The organism is Streptomyces sp. NPDC049597 (assembly GCF_040675505.1).
Classification (GTDB): Bacteria; Actinomycetota; Actinomycetes; order Streptomycetales; family Streptomycetaceae; genus Streptomyces.
This window is the reverse complement of the sequence record NZ_JBFAOY010000022.1, coordinates 67,046-86,318: the sequence shown is the minus strand read 5'-3', so window position 1 is coordinate 86,318 and position 19,273 is coordinate 67,046. Positions and strand designations below refer to the sequence as shown.

Here is a 19,273-nt window from a genome sequence, read left to right as displayed (position 1 = left end):
GCTCAGGCCGCACGACGGCCATGGCCCAGCACTTTTGCGAAGACCGCAAAACGACCGCACACTGAACCGCGTGGGCACAGAGCTGGAGCAGATACTCGACGGCATCGGGCCACGGCTGCACACGCTGCGCCGCGACCGCGGACTCACGCTGGAGGCGCTGGCGGCAACGACCGGCATCTCGGTGAGCACGCTGTCCCGTCTCGAATCAGGCAAACGGCGCCCGACCCTGGACCTGCTCATCCCGCTCGCTCGTGCCCACCGAGTCGCACTCGACCAACTGGTGGCTGCACCGGCCACCGGTGACCCACGGGTGCATCTCACGCCCCTGCGCAAGGGCAACGGCAGCATCGTCGTGCCCCTGACGCAGTACCCCGGCCGGGTGCAGGTGTTCAAGCACGTGCTGGCTCCCCGTGAGCCGAAGCTGGTCACCCACGACGGTTATGAGTGGCTCTACGTCCTCGCCGGCGAGCTACGCCTCGTCCTCGGAGAACACGAAAGCACTCTCCACCCCGGCGAAGTGGCCGAGTTCGACACCAGAGAACCGCACTGGTTCGGTCCGGCGAACACCAGCACCGTGGAGATCCTGCACCTGTTCGGACCACGAGGCGACCAAGCAGTCGTCCGCACGAAACCATCTGCAACCGACAGCGCCCCCGCGACCACCACACCCCCACGGTCCACAACGTCATGACCCGCGACATCCAGGGGGCTACCGGTCTGTATCGGGACTGCAGGACGAGCACCCCGTGACGTGATTGCGGCAGCGCCCGGCGCCCGCGGCTTCGGAGGGCGAATCTCGGCCACCTCTCGGCACCGGCCCTGCTCATCGGTCGTTCGGACGCGGACATCAGGTGGTTGTGGCGCGTCAAGGACTCGCCTGCTACCCCCGGAAACTAGGCAACACCGCCTCCAACGGGTACCTTTCGCTCCCTGAGTTGCATAGTGAGGCGCCCCCGACACGGGGAAGGGAGAGGCCCGATGCAGGAACCCGGCTCTCCCTTCCGTGCCGAATCGCGTGCCGAGCCGCCGCGGGCGGGGGGCCTCGCCGACTCCGCGTACGAGACTGCCGAGCGTGATCCCTCCTTGGTGCAGCTCTCCCGCCGGACGGGGACAGGGCCGACGGACTGGGAGCCGATCAGCGCGAAGCAGTTCCGCGACGAAGTCATGGCTGTGGCCAGGGGGTTCCTGGCCAACGGCATCCGGTTCGGCGACCGGGTCGCGCTGATGTCCCGTACTCGCTACGAGTGGACGGTTCTGGCGTACGCCTTGTGGTCCGTCGGCGCCGAGATCGTTCCGGTCTACCCCACGTCGTCCATCGAGCAGGTGCGCTGGATCCTGAACGACGCCCAGGTCCGGGCCGTCGTGGTCGAGCACGAGAACCATGCGATGACCGTGGCCGCGGCCTCCGACGCCGAGACCGGACTGTCCGCCATCTGGCAAATGGACCTGGGCTGTGTGTCCGCCCTGATCGACCAGGGCTCCGGCGTGGACGACGAGCTGATCCACCGTCACCGTGCCGCTGTTCTCCCTGACCAGGTCGCCGCGATCTGCTACACCTCGGGCACCACCGGAACGCCCAAGGGCTGCCTCATCACCCACGCCAACCTGGCCGCCGAATGCGACATCCTGCTCGAAGGCTGGGGCGGGATCATCGCCGAGCCGGGTGTGCAGCCGTCGATCCTCAACTTCCTGCCCGTCGCGCACATTTACGGGCTGATGGTCGTCGTTGCCTGTCTGCGCGGCGGCGTGCGCCTCGGCCACCAGCCCGATCTGACGCCCGAGGTGCTGCTCCCCGCCCTGGCGTCCTTCCGGCCCACCTTCCTCTTCGCCGTGCCGTACATCTTCGAGAGGATCTTCCACAAGGCCCGTCGTGTGGCCGAGGACGCGGGACACGTCAGACTCTTCGACAGGGCCGCGGCCGTCGCGGTGCGCTACGCCGAGGCGGTGGAGCGGCACGCTGTCGGCTCGGGCCACGGCCCCAGCCCCTCCCTGAAGGTCGTGCACGCCGTGTACGACCGCCTGGTGTACAGCAAGCTGCGCGCGGTACTGGGCGGCCGGGTGCGCAACGCGGTGTCCGGTGGCTCGACCCTGCGGAGGGAGCTGGGGCTGTTCTTGGCCGGCGCGGGCGTCACCGTCTACGACGGGTACGGCCTCACCGAGACCGCGGGCGCGATCACGGCCCAGCCGCCGGGATCGGTCAGATTCGGCACCGTGGGCCGCCCGATCCCCGGCTGCGCGGTGCACATCGCCGACGACGGCGAGGTGTGGGTCCGCGGCGAAACGGTCTTCGCCGGCTACCTCAACGACCCCAAGGCCACCGAGGCGGTACTGCGCGACGGGTGGTTCGCGACCGGGGACATGGGCCGTCTCGACGGCCAGGGCTATCTGGTCATCACGGGCCGCAAAAAGGACCTCATCATCACCAGCGGAGGCAAGAGCGTTGCCCCACTGCCCCTGGAGGAGCAGCTGCGCCACGATCCGCTGATCTCACAGTGCCTGGTCGTGGGCGACGACCAGCCGTACATCGCGGCCCTCATCACGGTGGATCCGGAGGCGCTGGCGCACTGGCAGAGCCTCAGGGGGAAGCAGGCGGTGGATGTGTCGGCGATGACCGACGACGAGGACCTGCGGGCACAGATCCAACGAGCGGTCTCCCGGGCCAACACCCGGGTCTCCAGGGCGGAATCGATCCGCGCGTTCCGCATCCTGCCGAACGAGTTCAGCGTGGACGACGGCCTGATGACGCCGTCACTGAAGCTGAAGCGGCGGGCGATCACGGGGGCGTACGCGGCGGACATCGATGCGCTGTACGCCCTGAAGAAGCCCCATGAACCGCCGACCAGATGGGACGGCTGAACCGTCCGGTGTCCAGGGTCGGATGAAGGAGATTCGTTCGGTCGGCCTTCCCTGAAGAGGCGGAATTCAGGTTTTCGCGTCGACGTGACCAAGAAATCCGCGAGCGTCGAGGATATGGCCGGCGGGTTGATGACAGCTGACGTAGTCGTTTTTCCTCGGAGAGAAAAACACATCCAGCCCCTGGAGCCACATCACTCACATCCTCACAGGTCAGCCGGATACCGCGAGGCGCCATCGCCAGCTCCCGGTACACAGGCATTCGGCAAGAACGCGGTGCGTCCGGACCGACCTGAATACGCGGCACGGCAAGTGAATAGCGGAGGGACTCATTTCGTACTGTCGCGCGGGCACTTGCCAGACCTACGGTCGCTTCGACTCCGCACATTGACTGGAGAACTGCAGCAATGTGCGTCCGCATCGACCATGTGGGGGGTACCACTCGTGCGCAGTCTCAGACAGGCACTTCTACCGCTGGCCACTGCCGTCATGCTGGCATTGGTGGGGGCGGGCCCCGCCGCCGCCGGGCCCGAATCCGCCGCCGTCCCGGCCGGCAACGCCACCACCACCGCCACTCCGCGGCTCGCCGGCGGTGCGCCGGTCGACTCGGCGGCCACCGCCGCCGCGCTGGCCCGCTACTGGACGCCGGAGCGGATGAGCAAAGCCATCTCCCTCGACCGGACAACCGGGTCGCCGCACGCCGCCCAGAGCAAGGCCGGCCCCAGCGGGAAGCCGGGATCGACACCGCCCGCCGAGGGACGGTCGGACACAGTCCGGCCGCTGGTCACCGAATCCGCCGCGGTGGGCAAGGTGTTCTTCACCAACCCGAGCAACGGCCTCAACTACACCTGTTCGGCCGGGGCTCTCAACAGTCCCTCCAAGCAGATGCTGATCACCGCCGGGCACTGTGTGCACGGGGGCAGCGGCGGCACCTGGATGACGAACTGGACCTATGTGCCGCGCTACCGGTCCGGCGCCCGCCCCTTCGGCACCTACGCCGCCAAGCAGTTCCGCACCTTCACCAGCTGGATCAGCAGCAGTGACCTCGGCCGGGACGTGGCGATGGTGACCACCTGGCCGCTCAACGGCAACAAGGTCGTCAATGTCACCGGCGGACACGGACTGAGCTGGAACTACTCGCGCACCCAGTTCATGACCGTCATGGGCTACCCCGGCAACCGCGACGGCGGCCAGATCCAGTGGGCATGCCAGGGCACCACGCGAGCGGTGGGCGACGGCCGTATTGAACTCCAGTGTGACTTCGGCGGCGGATCGAGCGGCGGGCCGTGGATGCGGGAGTTCAACGACGCCAACGGGCTGGGGTACGTCAACGGAACGATGAGCACCCTCGCCACGGGCGGCTGGAACCGCAGTTCGTACTTCGACGACGCCGTCAAGGCGATGTACGACGCCCAGGGCAGCGTCACCTGACAACCTGACAGCCGGCAACCCGGCAACCCGGCATCCTGGCGAGGAGCAGTCCAATGCGTCGCAGTAGCTTGAGCCGATGGGGCACCGCCGCCGCCCTGCTCACCGTGGTTGTGGCGGTGGCGGCATGGCGTACGGCCACGGCCGCGCCGCCCCCGGAGCCGCAGCCGGACTCCGGGACCACCAGCAGCGATGTGCGACAGAGCCCGGATGAGGTACGGGACTACTGGACGCCGCAACGGACGAAGGAGGCCCGCCCCGCCCCCATGCCGGAAGACGGCTGAGGACGGCAAGCGGGACTGATCGGGCCGGGCCCACGACGGGCGCGGGTGATGCGGGCAAGTCCCGCGCCACCCGCGCCCGTTCGGCCTGCGGGGGTACATGGTCGGCATTCAGGCAGGCGTGCGCAGCACCGCTACCCCGGTGATCCGGTCCGCCGTCAGGTCGTCCAGGGCGGTCGGCGTCCTGGAAGTTGTACGGGTCCCCGTGGCCCGGAGCGGGTGGCCGACCGCCGCGGCGAAGATGTCCGTCCGTCCTGGCGGGTGTTGGCGGTGACGCTGCGCACATGCTGCGTTCATGGAAGAGATGCCGCTCGTAGTCCAAGGGCGGGATACAGTGAAATGCCCGCGATGCTCAGTGTCCCGCCGCTGTCGAGAGCCTCCAGGGCTACGGGGACGAAGGCGCCCGCGGGGCGAAGGGGATCGCCGAATCGAGGGGCTCCGGCGGCCGGGCGGGGGCGTCCGCCGCCGACCCAGTGGGGGTGTGCGATGGGTACTGCGCATGCTCGGCCGGAGTGGGTCCACACGCCGGCGCCGAGCCTGCTGCCGTAGCAGCCGCGGGTGTACTCCTCCGCTGCCCAGTCCCACTCGAGGTGGTCCTTGGGGTGGGCGGCTGTCGTTGCCGAAGCACTCACGGGCGTGTGGGTGACCGCGTGCCGGCATCGTGGGAGGGAGTTGTCGAGCACGATGCTGAAGTCGCCGTCGAGTCGCCGGGTGCGGCCCGCTGGAGATCGTGTCCGACAGACGGAGCACGCCTGTCCCTAGAAAGGGAAGTCGGGAGTTCCAGTGACGTCGTGTCCCGTGCGCACGCGGTAGCGGATCCGCGTGCCTGAGGGTCCCGAGGCACGAATGGTTCCCCACGGGATCGTCTGACCGGTCTTGAGGGCGGTGAAGTTGCGGTCCTCGGTGACGAGGTCGAGATTGATGCCGTTCAGGCGTCGGCTGAGGGTGAGGGTGTCTCGAGGCTCGATGATCTCAACGGTGGCCTGCTTCGCCACCGCCAGGTGCAGCTGCTCCAAGCGGTTGCGGCCAATGGTTGCGGTCTTGTCCCGAACGGCCACGACGACACCTCGTTCCCACGACAGGACAGGCCTCGTTGCCATGCCGCGAGGCACCTTGCTTGCGCTGCTGATCGTAACGGGACGTCAGCGGGTACGTCGGCGTGACACCGACCGCCTGCCGAGGATCACCGTACTGATCCACTGAGGGTCCCTACCGACTCACCGATGGCATGGTTCTCGCCTCCACTGCCCAGGTGTGGTTGGTGCCGGCGTTACTGTCCTCCGGGTTTTCGCGCCAGGCCTGTCGAGCGCATTGGGGTGTGTTCAGCGCGTCTGGATGCGAAGCAGCGCGACAGCAGTGCGCCCGATCGCAGCATATTGTCCGATGAGCTCCCCCTTCACCCATTCGGCAGACTATGCCTCTCATCTGCCGATCCATACCTTGGCGACGTGCCCAATCGGGCCTGAGTCCAGGAGGAAGCATGCAATCCGTCCGCACTCGCTTCGCCGCCGTCATCACGGCCGTCCTTCTCTGCTTGACCGGTGCCGTGGTCGCCGTGCAGAGCGAGACCACCACAGCCTCCGCCCAGAATCCCTCCGGGGGCATCGCCCACATGATTCCGGGCCGTGTGAACCTGCAGCCGACCGGGTCGGGAGCCTGGGTCAACACACCCCTGCGAGTCCTGCTGCCTCGGCCGGGCACATACATCTTGGACGCGGACGTCCGCGGGCGCCTCGCGGGCGACGGGCAGGACCGTCTCCTCGCGTCCATCCAGGCCCGGCTCTGGGATGCCACCGACGCCGCGGTGGTGCCGCGAAGCGAGCGCCTGGTCACCCACATGAACATTCCCCCTCTGAGCGGCGTCGTCGCCAAGCAGTCGACGGCACCGATCAGTGAACGCATCACGGTGACCGAGCCGACCGTGATCCGGCTGCAGGTAAGGCGGGTCAACAGCATCGGCGAAACCATCCGGGCCGACATCTTCTCGGACGGCTCCGGCCGTACGTCGCTCCGCTACCAGCGAGTCTGATTCCCGGCGGTCCCCTCAAACCCTCGGGATGAGCCCGCGGCCCCAGGTTCCCGGCCAACCGGAACCTGGGGCCGCAGCAATCCGGCAGCCGACCCCGCCCCGCTCACCGGCGCTACACGGGTGTCGCTGATGGCGTCAATCCCGACGGGAGCGGATGGCATGCAGCCGACCGTCCCGGCCGGGCGTCGCCCCCGCCCAGTGCTCGGTCCCGGGTGTGCCAAGCCCCCGCCGCCGTAAAGCGACGGGGGCCATTGCCCGTTGTCAGGGGCGCGGCGACCCACCGTCAATTCCCGACCCGCTCCCACCGGAGCGAGGTGCGGGAGTTGGGGGCGGTGGTGATCTCAGCGACCGTCGTCGGGCCATTCTGGTAGAGGCGCATGGCCTGCAGTTCGATCCTGGTCGGCGTCACCACCTCGACGCGCTCCTGGATGGGCGTCGTGTCCCTGCGGCCGATAGCGCCGTCCTCCGGGTTGGAGGACTGGAGGTGGTCGATGAGCCGCTCGCTGTTCGGCACGACCGTGCCATTAGTGGTGTTCACGAGCCGGGCGAGGATCCAGGAGTTGATCGGAGCACGGCCCCACAGTCGCCCATGGACGTCCAGGTCGAGGTGGTACGTGCCGGGCTGAAGCTCGACGGCAAGGCCGGTGTTCTTCCAGCCGCCTGAGTTCAGGTCGACGGTCGCCGGCAGGTAGCAGATGCCTTCGTCGGATGCCCCAGCGGTGGTGCAGGACTCATGGGCGACTGCCTCGCCACTGGCGGCAATACCGGTTGCGGCAAGCAGCCCGGCTGCGACGACAGCAGCGATGCGGGTGCGGAGATGAGACACAGATCCTCCCGAACGAATACTCATGAAGCTGCGTGTATGCCTATATAGCCGTCATTGTTCGCGTGACGGCTGCAAGGCTCGCCGGATTAGCCCGTTCAAGATCATCAGGTCTCCGAGTGGTTCCGCAGTCTCCGGCTCGGCCCGTGCTGCAATGTGCGACACCCGTGAGTTCCCCTGAGCCTCGCTGAGTCGCTGACACCGGGCTGGTGGCAGGCGCGTGAGGTCGCAGTCCAGGACACCGGCAACAAGGTCTTCCACCATCCGACCGCCGGCACCCTCGCCCTCGACTGGGACACCCTGAGCAGCTCGACCGTCCCGCAACAGCGTCGTCATCTGGACGGCGCAGCCCGGCAGTCCCTCGAAGAAGGGGCTCCAGATCTGACGGCAGCCACAGCCGCACCAGGAGCGGGGAGTCGCCCCACACGTCGTCGGTGAACGGGCCCAGTCAGTTCATCGTTGACAAGAATGAGCCGGTTCCCGGCCCAGCCGTCGAGCTGAGCGCAGGCCCACGCCTGGGTCGTACGCTACGTGCCCCGCTGCACTGCTTCACCGCTGCACATCCGCCCAGCCCAGTGGATGGAGGACACCCTCATCAGCCTCGGCGGACGGTTCACCGCCCGCCTCCGTGAACGCGGTGAGCGCCTCGATCAGCGCGGAGCGCTGCTCGGGGGCGAGGCGCTCCACGATCGTCGCGATCTCCTGGCGGCGCCTGGACGTGACGTCCTCCACAAGCCTGCGGCCCTCGCCCGTCAGCTGGAGTACGGTTTCGCGCCGGTTGTCAGGGTTGGTCTGCCGGTCGGCGAGTCCGGCGGCGATCAGCCGGTCGATCATGCGCATGGCCGTCGACGGTTTGACACCGAGCCGGTCGGCGAGCACCACCAGCTTGGCCGCGCCCTGGGTGGACAACACAACGAGCAGCCGGAACTGAGGCAGCGTCACCCGGTCCTCGACAGCGGCCAGGGACCGCGCGGAAACGGCGACGAGCAATCGCGACGCGGTCAGCACCGCCCGCGTCACCGCATCCACGTCGTCAGTGCTCTGCGGGGGCTGCGCGGTATCGGCCATACAGCAGTTCTACCGTGCCGTCGCCGGGCTGCGGACTCGCCCCGGTGACAAACGGAGGTCAGCGGTGCGCCATCCGCGTCAGTTCCGCTGATACCTCAGCAGCAGCATGGCCGCGTCGTCATGCAACGGGCCCTCGACGTGCGCGACCAGATCCGCTCGCAGCGCCTCGAGTGCTGTCTCGGGGTCCGCGTCCCTGAGCAGGACGGCCCGCTCGACAAGCGGGTAGAAGCGATCCGTACGGTCCCTGGCTTCCGTGACGCCGTCGGTGTAGAGCAGCAACTGGTCGCCGTCGGTGAAGTCCGCCTCGTAGGGCTCCGGTCCGCCCGTACCGTGTATGCCCAGCCCGAGGGGCAGGGCATTGCGTGGCGGTTCGGCCAGGCGCATCGTGCCTTCCTGGCGTACCACGACGGGCGCCGGGTGACCGTAGTTGAGCAACGTGACGCGCTGGTCGTCGCCCACCTCGGCCAGGACGGCCGTCACGAACTTCTCGCCCTGCAGTTCCCGGTCCGCGGCCCGTTCGAGTCGCGCGCCGACGCTCCGCAGGTCCGGTTCGTCGTGCGCGGCCTCCCTGAAGGCACCCAGGACGAGAGCCGCAGTCTCCACCGCCTCCAGGCCCTTGCCCTGGACGTCGCCCACGATCACCCGGACACCGGACGGTGAGGCGACGACTTCGTACAGGTCTCCGCCGATACGGGCTTCCGCAACGGCCGAGGTGTACGACACCGCCACCCGCAGGTGCCCGGCGCGGCGCGGTACCGGCCGCAGCAGCACGCGCTGCGCGACCTCCGCGATGGAACGGACACCGGCCAGCTCGGCCTCGCGGCGCTGCCGCATGACGGCGGCCAGCAGACCGGCCGCCGTCACCCCGGCCACCGATGCCAGCGCGGTGAGACCCCTGCGGCCGGGGAAGAGCCCGTCGTACCACCCGAGCCCCAGGCAGAGCACCAGAGCGATCCCGCCGATCAGTGCCGTACGGCGCCACCCGCCGACGAGTCCGGCGAAGGCCGGGCCGAGGGAGACCAGCGGCAGGAACCCCACAGCGGGTCCCGCGACAACGTCGATCACGGCGACGAAGGCCATGACGGCGTACGGCAGGCACGACAGCAGCGAGAAGCGCCGCGGCACCGCTCCGGCCAACAGGGTCACCCCGCAACGGGACATGCGGCGCGCAGGACTCCCCGGCCGCCTGGCACCGCGTCGTGTGCAGCCCGGGACCTTTAGCCTATGCAAAACTTCGGCAGGGGAAGGATCCCGACCGGGTCCCGTTACCGAACCGCAGCCGAGACCGTCGCCCGACAGGGAGGGCCGTCATGACCTCTTCGCGAACCGAGCCGAACCGTTCCAGTCCTCCGACCGGCTGGAGGCGGCTCGTGGCCCGACTGCCCGTCCATCTCTACCGAATCGGCCTCGGCCCCCTCCTCGGCCCCCGTCTGCTGCTCCTCCTCCACACGGGCCGCAAGACCGGGGCTACCCACACCGTGGTGCTTGAAGTCGTCGCCCACGACCCCCGGTCGCCCGCGTGGACCGTGGCTTCCGGATTCGGTCCCACGGCTGAGTGGTACCGGAATCTGCACGCCACACCCAAGGTCACGATTCAGTACGGCAGGCGCTACCACGCGGTGACCGCAGACTTCCTCCCCGAGGAGGAGGGCGGCCGGATCATGGTCGAGTACGCCTCGGCGCACCCCCGACTGGCAAAGCACCTCTGCGCATACATGGGCTTCAGCGTCGATGGGTCCCCGGATGCCTTCCGCAGGGCCGGGCGGTCCATCCCGTTCGTGCGACTGGAGGGCGGCATGGAGCAGCGAGCCGGTTGAACATCTCAGGGGGCACAGCCGTATCTCCTGCTGCGCGCCGTGCCAGCCGCCGAACTGCTCCCGGACGACAGGAACGAATTGTTCTCCATGCCGATCCAGGAGGCACCATGTGTCCGAACCGACGGGCAGCACCCACCAGGACGTCGATACGAATGGTCGCGGTCGTCGTCGCGGTCTGCGCCGCCGTCACCACTCTGCTGGCCCTTACAACACGGGGCAATGGCGGCGAAGCGTCCGCCAGCTCACCGGCAGGGGCCTCACAGCACGGCGGCCACTCGGCGAGCACCCGCTCACAGACCCCTGCGCACGCAGGCCCCCCGCCGGTGACCGAAGTGGACAGGACGTTCCTCGTCAAGGTCCGCCAAGCGGGCCTGTGGGAGATCCCCGCGGGACGACTGGCGCAGACCCATGCCGACAGTGAAGCGGTGAAGCGAGCCGGGCTGCACCTGATCGACGGCCACAGCAAGCTCGATCAACTCGTGCGTGAGGACGCCAGGATCCTCGGCGTCTCGCTGCCGAACCAGGCCACCGAGGAGCAGCAGGGCTTCGTCCGGCAATTGGAGAACGCCCGCGGAGCCGAGTTCGACCGCCTCTTCGCCAATCTGCTGCGCGCCTCGCACGGCAAGATCTTCGCCACCATCGGGGAGGTCAGGGCCGCGACCCAGAACGACCTCATCCGCCGCCATGCCCGCCAGGCCAACCAGACCGTACTGGACCACATGGAGGTCCTGGAGGACACAGGGCTCGTCGACAGCGAGACCTTCCAGGAAGTCGAGGCGGCCGTCACGCCGGCGTAGGCGGCGAACCCGGCGACAGGGCGGAAGGTGACGGCGAAGGCGCTTCCCCTGGCCTACACCTTTGCACTGTGCAATCCTTAGCGGCGAGGAGGGCCCGGCACACGGCCGGCCCTTGCCCGGGAGCCCGGCACTGGCACGGTGACGCAGCTCGACACGGCACCCCGGTCCGTCTCCGGAGCCCTCCTCGCCAAACTGCTCCAGCGCGCCGAAGCCTCGACGCCGAGGGCAGGCGTAGTCGGCCGCGGCGGAGCCGACGTTGTCGCCTGAGCATCTCTGCTGGAGCGGACTGCACACGGCTATGTGCGGAGCGTGAGTGATGATTCCCTGCGTCGGCCGGAGGAGCATCTTGCCGGAGGGCAGCAAAAAGGTCGCGTGCAGGATGCCGTCCCTTTCAGGGACTGGCCGCCGTTCGGCCAACTGTCACGGGTAAACCTGTGAAGAGAACATCCCGCGGCCTGGCCTCAGCAGCTCTGTTGAACTGGCTTGGCTCGTCGAAGACGGACAGCGGGTCTTCCGAGGACGAGGGATGCGTCTTGGAAGTGAGAGGTTCAGCAATGGAGTGCTACGACTGCCACTCTCGTCATCCTTTCGCGGCGCGCCCGTGGTCCTGCGCGTACCGAGCGAGGACTTGCTGAGTCGTTCCACCGGCGTGGAGGAACCGTTCATCGAGGGTGACCGCAAGGTCGTGCAGGGAAACGGACAAGAGCTCCTTGACCAGCCGGCACTCTCCACCGCTACCGTCCGGCAGCTGCTCCGCCACGGCGGCGAGATACATGATGTTCGCGGCCAGGGAGGTGTTCTCGTCGCCGTCGTGGAAGTAGTACGACTCGGCGTACTGCCGGTAGTCCACACAGACGTGAGCCAGGTCGGCGGCGAGGCTCCGAAAGGCAGCGGAGGCCACGGGCGTGGCCAACTGCTGCGTTCCCAGGCCGGCGCGCCGTAGCTGCGAGACGCGCAGGGCGACGGCTCGGCGGCGGGCCAGGGCGGGATAGATGCCCAGGACCCAGCTCACCGTGGCCGTCAGCAGGGCGAAGCCGACCACGGCTTCGACGGGGCCGAGGATGCGCAGCCACCCGTCGGTCGGCGCGATGTCGCCGAGCCCCAAGGTGGCCATGGTGACGATGGAGACGTACACGGCATCCAGGAACCCCGAGTGTTCCGCCGGTGCCAGGCCCGTGGCGAACGAGAAGCCGTCCGGCATGTGCGGCCAGTACATCAAGGCCCACCCGGCGATGACGGTGACCGCCCAGAGGGTCACGACGGTGACCATGCCGAGAGGGCCTGCCAGGCCGACTGCGCGCCGTCTGCCGAAACGGGCGGAGATTCGCCACGCGACAGTCATGACGAGTCTGCTCAGTCCTCCGTGGCGGGTCGGGTGCCACAGGGTGTGGAACACGTCCCTGAGGGCGAGCATCGCCAGTGCCAGGCCGCCGAGCGTCACCAGCCACTTCGCCACTGCTCATCCTTGGTTCAGCCGTCTCGCGGCAGAAGAGACGGAACTCATGCGTCAGCGTAAAGGCGTGGCGACGAAATCGGTGGCCCAACGGCCGGTCGGCGGGTCTGCCGGGATCAGCGCCCGGCAGGCAGTCCACCCCGCCCGCCGCCCACCACGGCAGCCTGCTGGCTGTCGGTGCTCGCGGGCCGGGCATTCGGGCCGGGCTGCGAGCGACAGCGCCGTGACATGCTGGGGCCGCGCAAGGGAGCGGCATCGGCCGCGCGTGGAATCCTGGGGAGGTTTCATGATCATCACATGCGCGCAACTGGACGATCTGCCCATGCTGCTGTCCTTCCGCGACGAGGCGGCAGCATGGCTCGGTGAGCTCGGTACCGACCAGTGGCGCCGTCCCTACCCGGCAGACCGTCTGCGGGCAGCCGTCGAAGCGGGGCAGACGTTCGTGGTCCGCGACGGTGGGGTGACCGCCGCCACCGTCACCTTGGCCCCGGTCCCCCCGGAGGGGCTGTGGACCTCCGAGGAGGAGGCCGACCCCGCGCTGTACATCAGCAAGCTCACCGTGGCCCGCACACACGCCGGGCAGAACCTCGGCGGGCGGCTGCTCAACTGGGGCGGGGACAGGGCGTACCGGTCTCGGGCGGCCTGGGTCAGGCTGGACGCCTGGACAACGAACCGGGCCCTGCACCGCTATTACCTCCGCCAGGGCTTCGAACACGTCCGCACGGTGCTTGAAGGCAGCGCGGTCAGCGGCGGTCCGCGGGTGTCCGGCTGGCTCGCCCAGCGCGCGGCCCGCCCGGCGGAGCATGGTTTCGCGGACCGGACGCCGCCGGCCTGACGCGGCGGGGGCAGGGGCGGCAAGGTGCGACGACGACCCTGAAGATCACCTCTGCAGGGGGACGCTCCTGCCCTCAGGCGGAGCCGTGACGCGCCGCGGAGTCATCAGGGCGGCCAGATGCTCGAGGTCCTCGTAGAGCCGCGGCTCACAGCGGGCGCGCCTCTGGCGCTCGATCCACGGTCGGTAGCCCTCCCAGATGGCGATGACCGAGCCGCCCCATGCCTGGTCGATGACTCGCAGGTCGAACGCGTCCGACCGCGCGCCCACGCCGAGATGGTTGTAGATCGTCAGGTAAGAGTAGACGAGCCGTGTCGCCGTCCGGTCACCCGCGTCCATTCGGCCGATCAACGCGGAGACGGCCGCGGGGTCCCGCTCGTCGGGAATGCCCTCGTCTCGCAGTTCCTTGCGCCTGTCCATGGTGGCGGCGAGGTATTCCACCGTGGCCTGCTTGCGCCGTCGGTCATGGTCCAGTGTCGTGGCGCGCGACAGCATCACGAGCTGCCACAGCACCGCGCCGAAGGCGACCACACTGACCAGGAGGGCACCGAACGAGGCGACCAGGGACCAGCACTCATACGACGTCACGACCGCACACCCTACGCAACTCAGCGGTGTCACATACCAATTACTGGCCTTCAGGCGGGTAATACAGCCCTCCATCAAGTGGCAGCGGGGCGCCCGCGCCGCGAACTTCCCGGCCCGGGCGGCCGCGCGCTCAGGACCTCTCGCCCCGGAGCGGCTGCGGCGGATTGCGCAGCGGCCCGCCCCACCAGGCGGCACGGACGGTACAGCGCCCCGCCCCCGGGCAGAGAGCACTGCGCTGCGCGCGACCGACCGCCACGCCCAGACACCCGCAGGTCTGCCGCAGGCGCCGGCAGCCGCAGCGACGCTCCGGCAGGCCCCCCGCCCGGCGGCCGAGGGACGTCCGGAGAGACGAAAGGGGCGCAGCCGGAATGGCTGTGCCCCAGTGGTCAGTTGTCGTGCCAGCCGCTGCGGCAGTGCGCGTACGCGAGGGCGGCGGCCACATCGAGGCCGGGGGCGTTGGCTTCGTTGATCTCCAGGGACAGCCTTTGTCGACGGTTCCCGAAGGCACTTGGTGATCAACTGGTTCGCCGGTTGCCGATGAGAGGTGACGGCCCGATCCCTATCAAGACGTGCCCCAACGCTTACCCGATGCCCCAGGAGTCTTGCTCAGCACTGTCCGCATCTCCGCTACGTGCTTGTCGAGACCGACTGTGGCGTAGCGACGAAGAGTCTTCTGGTAGCAGCGCTTGCACGGCTTCCTCGGATCCCCGGCCGACTTCCCGTGCCTGCACGCTGCCTTGATGCCTGCTCGGATCATCCCCAGAGCTTCCTCGTTCTTGGCCTCTTCGTGAGGGAAGTTGCCCGCCCTCTCCAGCCCCAGGTTGCCGGCGAGGGCCTCGCCGCCGGGCGACAGTGGCGTCTTCAGGGCGAGCTTCTGGGGGCACTGCTGATCCACGTGCTGGAGCACCAGCGTGGCGATCCCTCGACCGCGGGACTCCGGCTTCAAGTAGATGACCTCAACCGCGTAACGCCCGGCGTCCAGCGCGATGAACCCGACATTTTCGCTGCCGCTGCGGATGAAGCTGGTGACCAGGTGGCCCGCGGCCGGGTTGCCGAACGCCAGCTCGCCAATACGGTCGAACTCCTCCAGCAGGTAGTCGGTGAACATGCCGCGTAGGCTCTCGACTGGGGCGGTGACCGCGCGGTCGAACCGCTGAAGGCGGATACCAGAACCCGGCCGAGTGGATGCCGCCGACCGGCACTGCCGGTACGTCGGCCAGTGGATCGGCACGAAACTGCGCCGGGGGCCTGGCGGCCGACGAGGCAGTGAAGGTGTTCGCCGAGGCGTGTGAGACCACGGTCGTCACCTGCACCGCCGTGCCCTGACGGCTGTGCCCGGGCAGTCCCGCGGATGCGGGCTGCCCGGGCACGTCTCCAACCCGAGCGTCAGGTTGGTCCCCCGGCGCGGGGCAGCGAGATCAGGCCCGCCGGTGGGACGGGTCAGAAGGCAGTGGCGCCTTCCAGGCCCCACCAGCCGGCGTTCCATTCGGCCTTCCGCAGGCCGCCGGTCGAGAGGCCCTGGTACTGCCACAGCAGATAGCTGTCCGAAGCCTCCAGGTCGGGCCGTCCGTCGCCGGAGGTGTCGCCGACGCCGAGGATCGGCTGCATGGAGTTCCAGCCGCCGGTGCCGATGAGCTTGCGTGCGCCCAGCGTGCGGGTCGTGGTGGCGGGGTAGAGCCAGAGCTTGCCGGTCGCGCGCTCCCGGGCGACGAGGTCGGCCCGGCCGTCGCCGGTTATGTCACCGGCGCCGACAAGGGCGTTCATGCCGTTCCAGCCGCCGGTGCCGATGAGCTTGCGCGCTCCGAGTGTGCCGGAGGCGGTTCCCGGGTAGAGCCAGAGCTTTCCGGTGGCTTTCTCGACGGCGAGGAGATCGGAGCGGCCGTCGCCGGACAGGTCCCCGAACGCGGCGAGGTGTCCCATGGAGTTCCAGCCGCCGTTGCCGATCAGCGTGCGCGCGCCGAGGCCGCCGCTGCCGGTGCCGGGGTAGAGCCACAGCTTGCCGGTGGCCTTCTCGCGGGCGATCACGTCCTCGCGGCCGTCGCGGCTGAAGTCACCGTGCCGGACTAGAGCGTCGAATGCCTTCCAGCCGCCCGAGCCGATCAGACGCCCCGTACCGTCCCCGGGCAGGAACCACAGCCGCCCCACCTCGTCGCAGACGATGATGTCCGCCCGCCGGTCGGCGTTCATGTCGCCGAACCCGATCGCCTTGGGCGAGGTCGTCGTCACCCAGCCCGGGTAAGCCTCCGTCTCACACTCACGCAACGTGCGCACGAACTTGATCGAGCTCGTGGAGAGCATGTCCCCGAAGCTGGTCGCATAGGGGTCGGGCTCGACCCAGTGGTAGCCCGGCACCTCATAGTTCGGCTGCTCGTAGAGGCAGGCTATCGAGGACGTGCGGTTGATGACCGTGCGGAACTTGCCGTCCCACGTGCCCAGCGTGGCCTTGTTCGTGTTCGTCTTGAACATCGATCCTGTGCCGCTGTCCTGCCAGGCACAGAAGTAGCCTTTGGGGCAGTCGCTGATGGCGGCCTGTGCGGGCGCCGCCCCGGCCCCGAGCAGGCCAAGTGATGTGAGCCCCAGCGTTGCGGCCAACGCGGCCGCGCGCCGAAGCAGAGTGTTGCGCATGGGTTCCCTCCCTTGGGCGGCACGGAGACAGATCTCGACGTGCCGCGACAGGAAGATATCCCGCCCTGCCGACAGCCGGCGCGGCACTCCCCGGGAGATGGTCACCAGCTCCGCGACCTCGTCGTCCACCCGTCGGCGACTGGGCGCGGCCTGGTCGTGTCAGCCGCGACCCCGAGGGCGGTGCCGGCGCGGCGGTACGAGCATGCCTCCACGCCGTAGGCAACGCCTGGGGCGGCGACGTCGCGGGTGACGGTGTGGATCTGGTTCCCAGCGGTGTGACATCCGCCGACGTGCACAGGCTCGCGCTGACGATCCGGGCCGCGCTCGCCGCGCTCGGCCGGCCGCTGCCCGACTTTCGACCTGGCGCTACGGCGCTACTGGGAGCAGCAGCATCCCCGCGAAGGACGACCGCACCTGTACGCACGCGACTGCGGGGGCCGCCGGCTCGGCGTCGGGTTCCGCCCGGCGGACACGCATGACGAGGCCACACCGACCGGTCCGGCTTCCCTGCGTCAGGCAGGCTGCCCGTAGGACTCTGCCGCTGCCCCACGCGGGCGCAGCCGCCGACCCAACACCTGAGCGAACGACCGGCGGCGTCGGATGCGGGGAGCGGGGCCGGCCGGGCCGGGACTGCGCGGCGTGGTGTGAAAGCGGTTGACCGTGGGCGCCGCACCTGGCGGCTGTCGCCCCGTGCAGGGCCAGGGCGTGCGCAGGTCAGGGTAGGGGCGGCGGCCGAGCCCCTCGGCCGTCCGGGACCGTGCTCAGCCGAAGACCACCGACCACGGGCGCGGTGCCTCCCCCGCCTCGCCCACCAGCACCGCCGTCGTGTGGTCGCGCGCCAGCACGTCCGCCGCGACCGCGGCGAACTCCCGCGCGCCCGAGTGCCGTGACCGTCGCGGCCAGGCCGCGCGGATCCGCTGGGTGAGCGGCCGCCCGGCCAGGGGCCGCCACGCCACCCTGGGCTCCTTGCGGGCCACCGGCCCCTGGTCGAAGGCGACGCCGTGGCCCGCCGTGACGAGTCCGATCAGGAACTCGGGGTTACGGGCGTGGCGTACGCGGCCGGGCACGAAGCCCGCCGCGCGGCAGATGCCGAGTGTCCGGTCGTACCAGCCAGGTGCGGTGGAGCGCGGGAAGAGGACCAGGTCGTGGCCCGCGAGTTCGGCGAGTGCGACCTCGGGCAGCCGGGCGAGGGGCGATGTCCTCGGCAGGACGACTCCGAGGTCGACGCCGGTCTCGGGGCCGAGGACGATGTCGGTCGCGTCGACGGGGGCGTGGACCAGGCCGACGTCCAGCCCGCCGGACGCCAGCAGGCGCACCTGCTCGTCCGTCGTCACCTCCTGGAGGTCGACCCGCAGCGCGGGTGCCCGGTCGGCGCACTCCGCGAGGAGGGCGCCGAGGACCGCCGCCGAGGTGTCGGGCGGCACTCCGGCGCGCAGGGTGCCGAGGTCGCCGTCCCGGGCGCGCCGGATCAGGGCCCGGGTGCGTTCCTCGCGCGCCAGCAGGTCCCGCGCCTCGTCGAGGAGGACCGTGCCGGCGGGGGTGAGCCGGATCTGGCGCCGTGAGCGGTCGAAGAGTTCGGCGCCGAGGTCGTCCTCCAGTCTGCGGACGGCGCGGCTGAGCGGGGGCTGGGCCATGCCCAGCCGGTCGGCGGCCCGCCCGAAGTTCATCTCCTCGGCGACGGCGAGGAAGATACGCAGGTGGCGCAAGAGATCCACGGGACGACAGTAGGCGATGCGGGCGGGGGTCCGGGGTGCGGATCGAGGAGAGGCTGGGCTCGGTGTTCGCGGCGGCGGGGGCCGAGGGCAGGATGCACGCGCTGGACATCGACGCGGGCAAGGACGTGGGATGCGGCGCCGACGAACCGGTTGTGGTCGCCTCGGTGTTCAAGGTGCTGCTGGTGCTGGAGTTCGCCCGGCAGGCGGCGGCCGGTCAGCTCGATCCGCGGGAGCGTGTGCTGGTCACGGCCGCGCACCGGCTCGGCGGCTGGGGCACCGCTGGGTGTCTGGACGACGTGGAGGTCTCCCTGCGGGACCTCGCGCATTTCGCGATGTCGGTCAGCGACAACACGGCCGCGGATCTCCTGCTGGAGCGGGTGGGCGTGGACACCGTGAACCTGCTGGCGAAGGAGCTGGGGCTCCTTCGCACCCGGATCGTGGGTGGCCCGCGGCAGCTGCTGGAGTCGATGCTCGCGGAGGTGGGGGCGCGGGACGAGCGGGAGTTCGCCGCCCTGTTCCCCGCGTTGCCCCCGGCCGAGGTCGGCGCGCTCGGTGTCTTCGACCCGGCGCGGACGAACGCGAGCACACCGCGTGAGATGACACGGCTGCTGCGGATGATCTGGCGCGACGAGGCCGGCCCCGCGCAGGCCTGCGCCTGGACAAGGGAGTTGATGGCACGTCAGGTGTTCCGGCACCGGCTCGCTGCGGGGTTCGGGGACGGCGTGCGGATCGCGGCGAAGACGGGCACGCTGCCGGGACTGCACAACGAGGTGGGTGTGGCCGAGTACCCGGACGGCGGGCGGTACGCGGTCGCGGTCTTCGCCCGTACGCCGGATCCGGTGGTGAACCGCACGCGCACGGACGTGGCGATCGGCACGGCGGCGCGGACGGCGGTGGATTTCCTGCGGGCCGTGTCCGGTGGACAGGGCGGCTGATCAGGTGTCATACACCTGGCGGTATGGGT

General features: G+C 69.6%; 20 protein-coding genes. 10 read left to right on the top strand and 10 right to left on the bottom strand.

Annotated elements, in window-relative coordinates; translation table 11 throughout:
- Positions 1-70 precede the first annotated feature (70 nt).
- The 4 genes from AB0K02_RS23765 (at position 71) to AB0K02_RS23750 (ending at position 4,565) form a co-directional block, all read left to right on the top strand.
- On the top strand, positions 71-691 hold the full coding sequence (locus AB0K02_RS23765) for an XRE family transcriptional regulator (RefSeq protein WP_365994520.1): 621 nt from the start codon (positions 71-73) through the stop codon (positions 689-691).
- Positions 692-978: 287 nt separating this feature from the next.
- The gene (locus tag AB0K02_RS23760; protein ID WP_365994519.1) at positions 979-2,856 is read left to right on the top strand and encodes an AMP-dependent synthetase/ligase; all 1,878 of its coding nucleotides are present in this window, start codon (positions 979-981) and stop codon (positions 2,854-2,856) included.
- Positions 2,857-3,342: 486 nt separating this feature from the next.
- Entirely contained in the window at positions 3,343-4,284 is a 942-nt protein-coding gene (locus AB0K02_RS23755; RefSeq protein WP_365994518.1) for a hypothetical protein, read from the top strand.
- A 53-nt stretch (positions 4,285-4,337) separates the two neighbouring features.
- A complete protein-coding gene (locus AB0K02_RS23750; RefSeq protein ID WP_365994517.1) occupies positions 4,338-4,565 on the top strand; it encodes a hypothetical protein in 228 nt (75 codons plus the stop codon).
- A gap of 755 nt (positions 4,566-5,320) precedes the next feature.
- Here the strand turns inward: AB0K02_RS23750 and AB0K02_RS23745 are convergent.
- On the bottom strand, positions 5,321-5,620 hold the full coding sequence (locus AB0K02_RS23745) for a hypothetical protein (protein WP_365994516.1): 300 nt from the start codon (positions 5,618-5,620) through the stop codon (positions 5,321-5,323).
- A gap of 422 nt (positions 5,621-6,042) precedes the next feature.
- On the opposite strand from AB0K02_RS23745, the gene AB0K02_RS23740 reads away from it, so the two are divergent.
- Positions 6,043-6,591, top strand: coding sequence for a hypothetical protein (locus tag AB0K02_RS23740; protein WP_365994515.1), 549 nt, complete (start codon positions 6,043-6,045; stop codon positions 6,589-6,591).
- Positions 6,592-6,874: 283 nt separating this feature from the next.
- Here AB0K02_RS23740 and AB0K02_RS23735 read toward each other — a convergent pair whose 3' ends face one another.
- Entirely contained in the window at positions 6,875-7,417 is a 543-nt protein-coding gene (locus tag AB0K02_RS23735; RefSeq protein WP_365994514.1) for a hypothetical protein, read from the bottom strand.
- A 174-nt stretch (positions 7,418-7,591) separates the two neighbouring features.
- Here AB0K02_RS23735 and AB0K02_RS23730 point away from each other — a divergent pair, with 174 nt between their 5' ends.
- On the top strand, positions 7,592-7,852 hold the full coding sequence (locus AB0K02_RS23730) for a hypothetical protein (RefSeq protein WP_365994562.1): 261 nt from the start codon (positions 7,592-7,594) through the stop codon (positions 7,850-7,852).
- A 111-nt stretch (positions 7,853-7,963) separates the two neighbouring features.
- Here AB0K02_RS23730 and AB0K02_RS23725 read toward each other — a convergent pair whose 3' ends face one another.
- Positions 7,964-8,482 (bottom strand): MarR family transcriptional regulator, encoded by a 519-nt coding sequence (locus AB0K02_RS23725; protein WP_365994513.1) that lies wholly within the window; start codon positions 8,480-8,482, stop codon positions 7,964-7,966.
- A gap of 78 nt (positions 8,483-8,560) precedes the next feature.
- The gene (locus AB0K02_RS23720) at positions 8,561-9,562 is read right to left on the bottom strand and encodes a PP2C family protein-serine/threonine phosphatase (RefSeq protein WP_365994561.1); all 1,002 of its coding nucleotides are present in this window, start codon (positions 9,560-9,562) and stop codon (positions 8,561-8,563) included.
- Between the two features lie 230 nt (positions 9,563-9,792).
- On the opposite strand from AB0K02_RS23720, the gene AB0K02_RS23715 reads away from it, so the two are divergent.
- Positions 9,793-10,299, top strand: coding sequence for a nitroreductase family deazaflavin-dependent oxidoreductase (locus AB0K02_RS23715; protein WP_365994512.1), 507 nt, complete (start codon positions 9,793-9,795; stop codon positions 10,297-10,299).
- A gap of 323 nt (positions 10,300-10,622) precedes the next feature.
- The gene (locus AB0K02_RS23710; protein WP_365994511.1) at positions 10,623-11,096 is read left to right on the top strand and encodes a DUF4142 domain-containing protein; all 474 of its coding nucleotides are present in this window, start codon (positions 10,623-10,625) and stop codon (positions 11,094-11,096) included.
- A gap of 580 nt (positions 11,097-11,676) precedes the next feature.
- On the opposite strand, the gene AB0K02_RS23705 is transcribed toward AB0K02_RS23710, so the two are convergent.
- Positions 11,677-12,552, bottom strand: a complete 876-nt coding sequence (locus tag AB0K02_RS23705; protein ID WP_365994510.1) for a potassium channel family protein — start codon at positions 12,550-12,552, stop codon at positions 11,677-11,679.
- Between the two features lie 283 nt (positions 12,553-12,835).
- Here AB0K02_RS23705 and AB0K02_RS23700 point away from each other — a divergent pair, with 283 nt between their 5' ends.
- Complete coding sequence (locus AB0K02_RS23700) at positions 12,836-13,384, top strand: GNAT family N-acetyltransferase (RefSeq protein WP_365994509.1); 549 nt, start codon at positions 12,836-12,838, stop codon at positions 13,382-13,384.
- 45 nt (positions 13,385-13,429) lie between these two features.
- On the opposite strand, the gene AB0K02_RS23695 is transcribed toward AB0K02_RS23700, so the two are convergent.
- From AB0K02_RS23695 to AB0K02_RS23675, 5 genes are all read right to left on the bottom strand, one after another.
- On the bottom strand, positions 13,430-13,969 hold the full coding sequence (locus AB0K02_RS23695; RefSeq protein ID WP_365994508.1) for a DUF4760 domain-containing protein: 540 nt from the start codon (positions 13,967-13,969) through the stop codon (positions 13,430-13,432).
- A 562-nt stretch (positions 13,970-14,531) separates the two neighbouring features.
- On the bottom strand, positions 14,532-15,077 hold the full coding sequence (locus tag AB0K02_RS23690) for a GNAT family N-acetyltransferase (RefSeq protein ID WP_365994507.1): 546 nt from the start codon (positions 15,075-15,077) through the stop codon (positions 14,532-14,534).
- 332 nt (positions 15,078-15,409) lie between these two features.
- On the bottom strand, positions 15,410-16,594 hold the full coding sequence (locus AB0K02_RS23685; RefSeq protein WP_365994505.1) for an FG-GAP-like repeat-containing protein: 1,185 nt from the start codon (positions 16,592-16,594) through the stop codon (positions 15,410-15,412).
- Between the two features lie 101 nt (positions 16,595-16,695).
- The gene (locus tag AB0K02_RS23680) at positions 16,696-16,890 is read right to left on the bottom strand and encodes a hypothetical protein (RefSeq protein WP_365994504.1); all 195 of its coding nucleotides are present in this window, start codon (positions 16,888-16,890) and stop codon (positions 16,696-16,698) included.
- 465 nt (positions 16,891-17,355) lie between these two features.
- Complete coding sequence (locus AB0K02_RS23675; RefSeq protein WP_365994503.1) at positions 17,356-18,309, bottom strand: LysR family transcriptional regulator; 954 nt, start codon at positions 18,307-18,309, stop codon at positions 17,356-17,358.
- 92 nt (positions 18,310-18,401) lie between these two features.
- Here AB0K02_RS23675 and AB0K02_RS23670 point away from each other — a divergent pair, with 92 nt between their 5' ends.
- Positions 18,402-19,244: a serine hydrolase gene (locus AB0K02_RS23670; RefSeq protein ID WP_365994560.1), complete on the top strand. Its 843-nt coding sequence runs from the start codon at positions 18,402-18,404 to the stop codon at positions 19,242-19,244.
- The last annotated feature ends 29 nt before the right edge of the window (positions 19,245-19,273 follow it).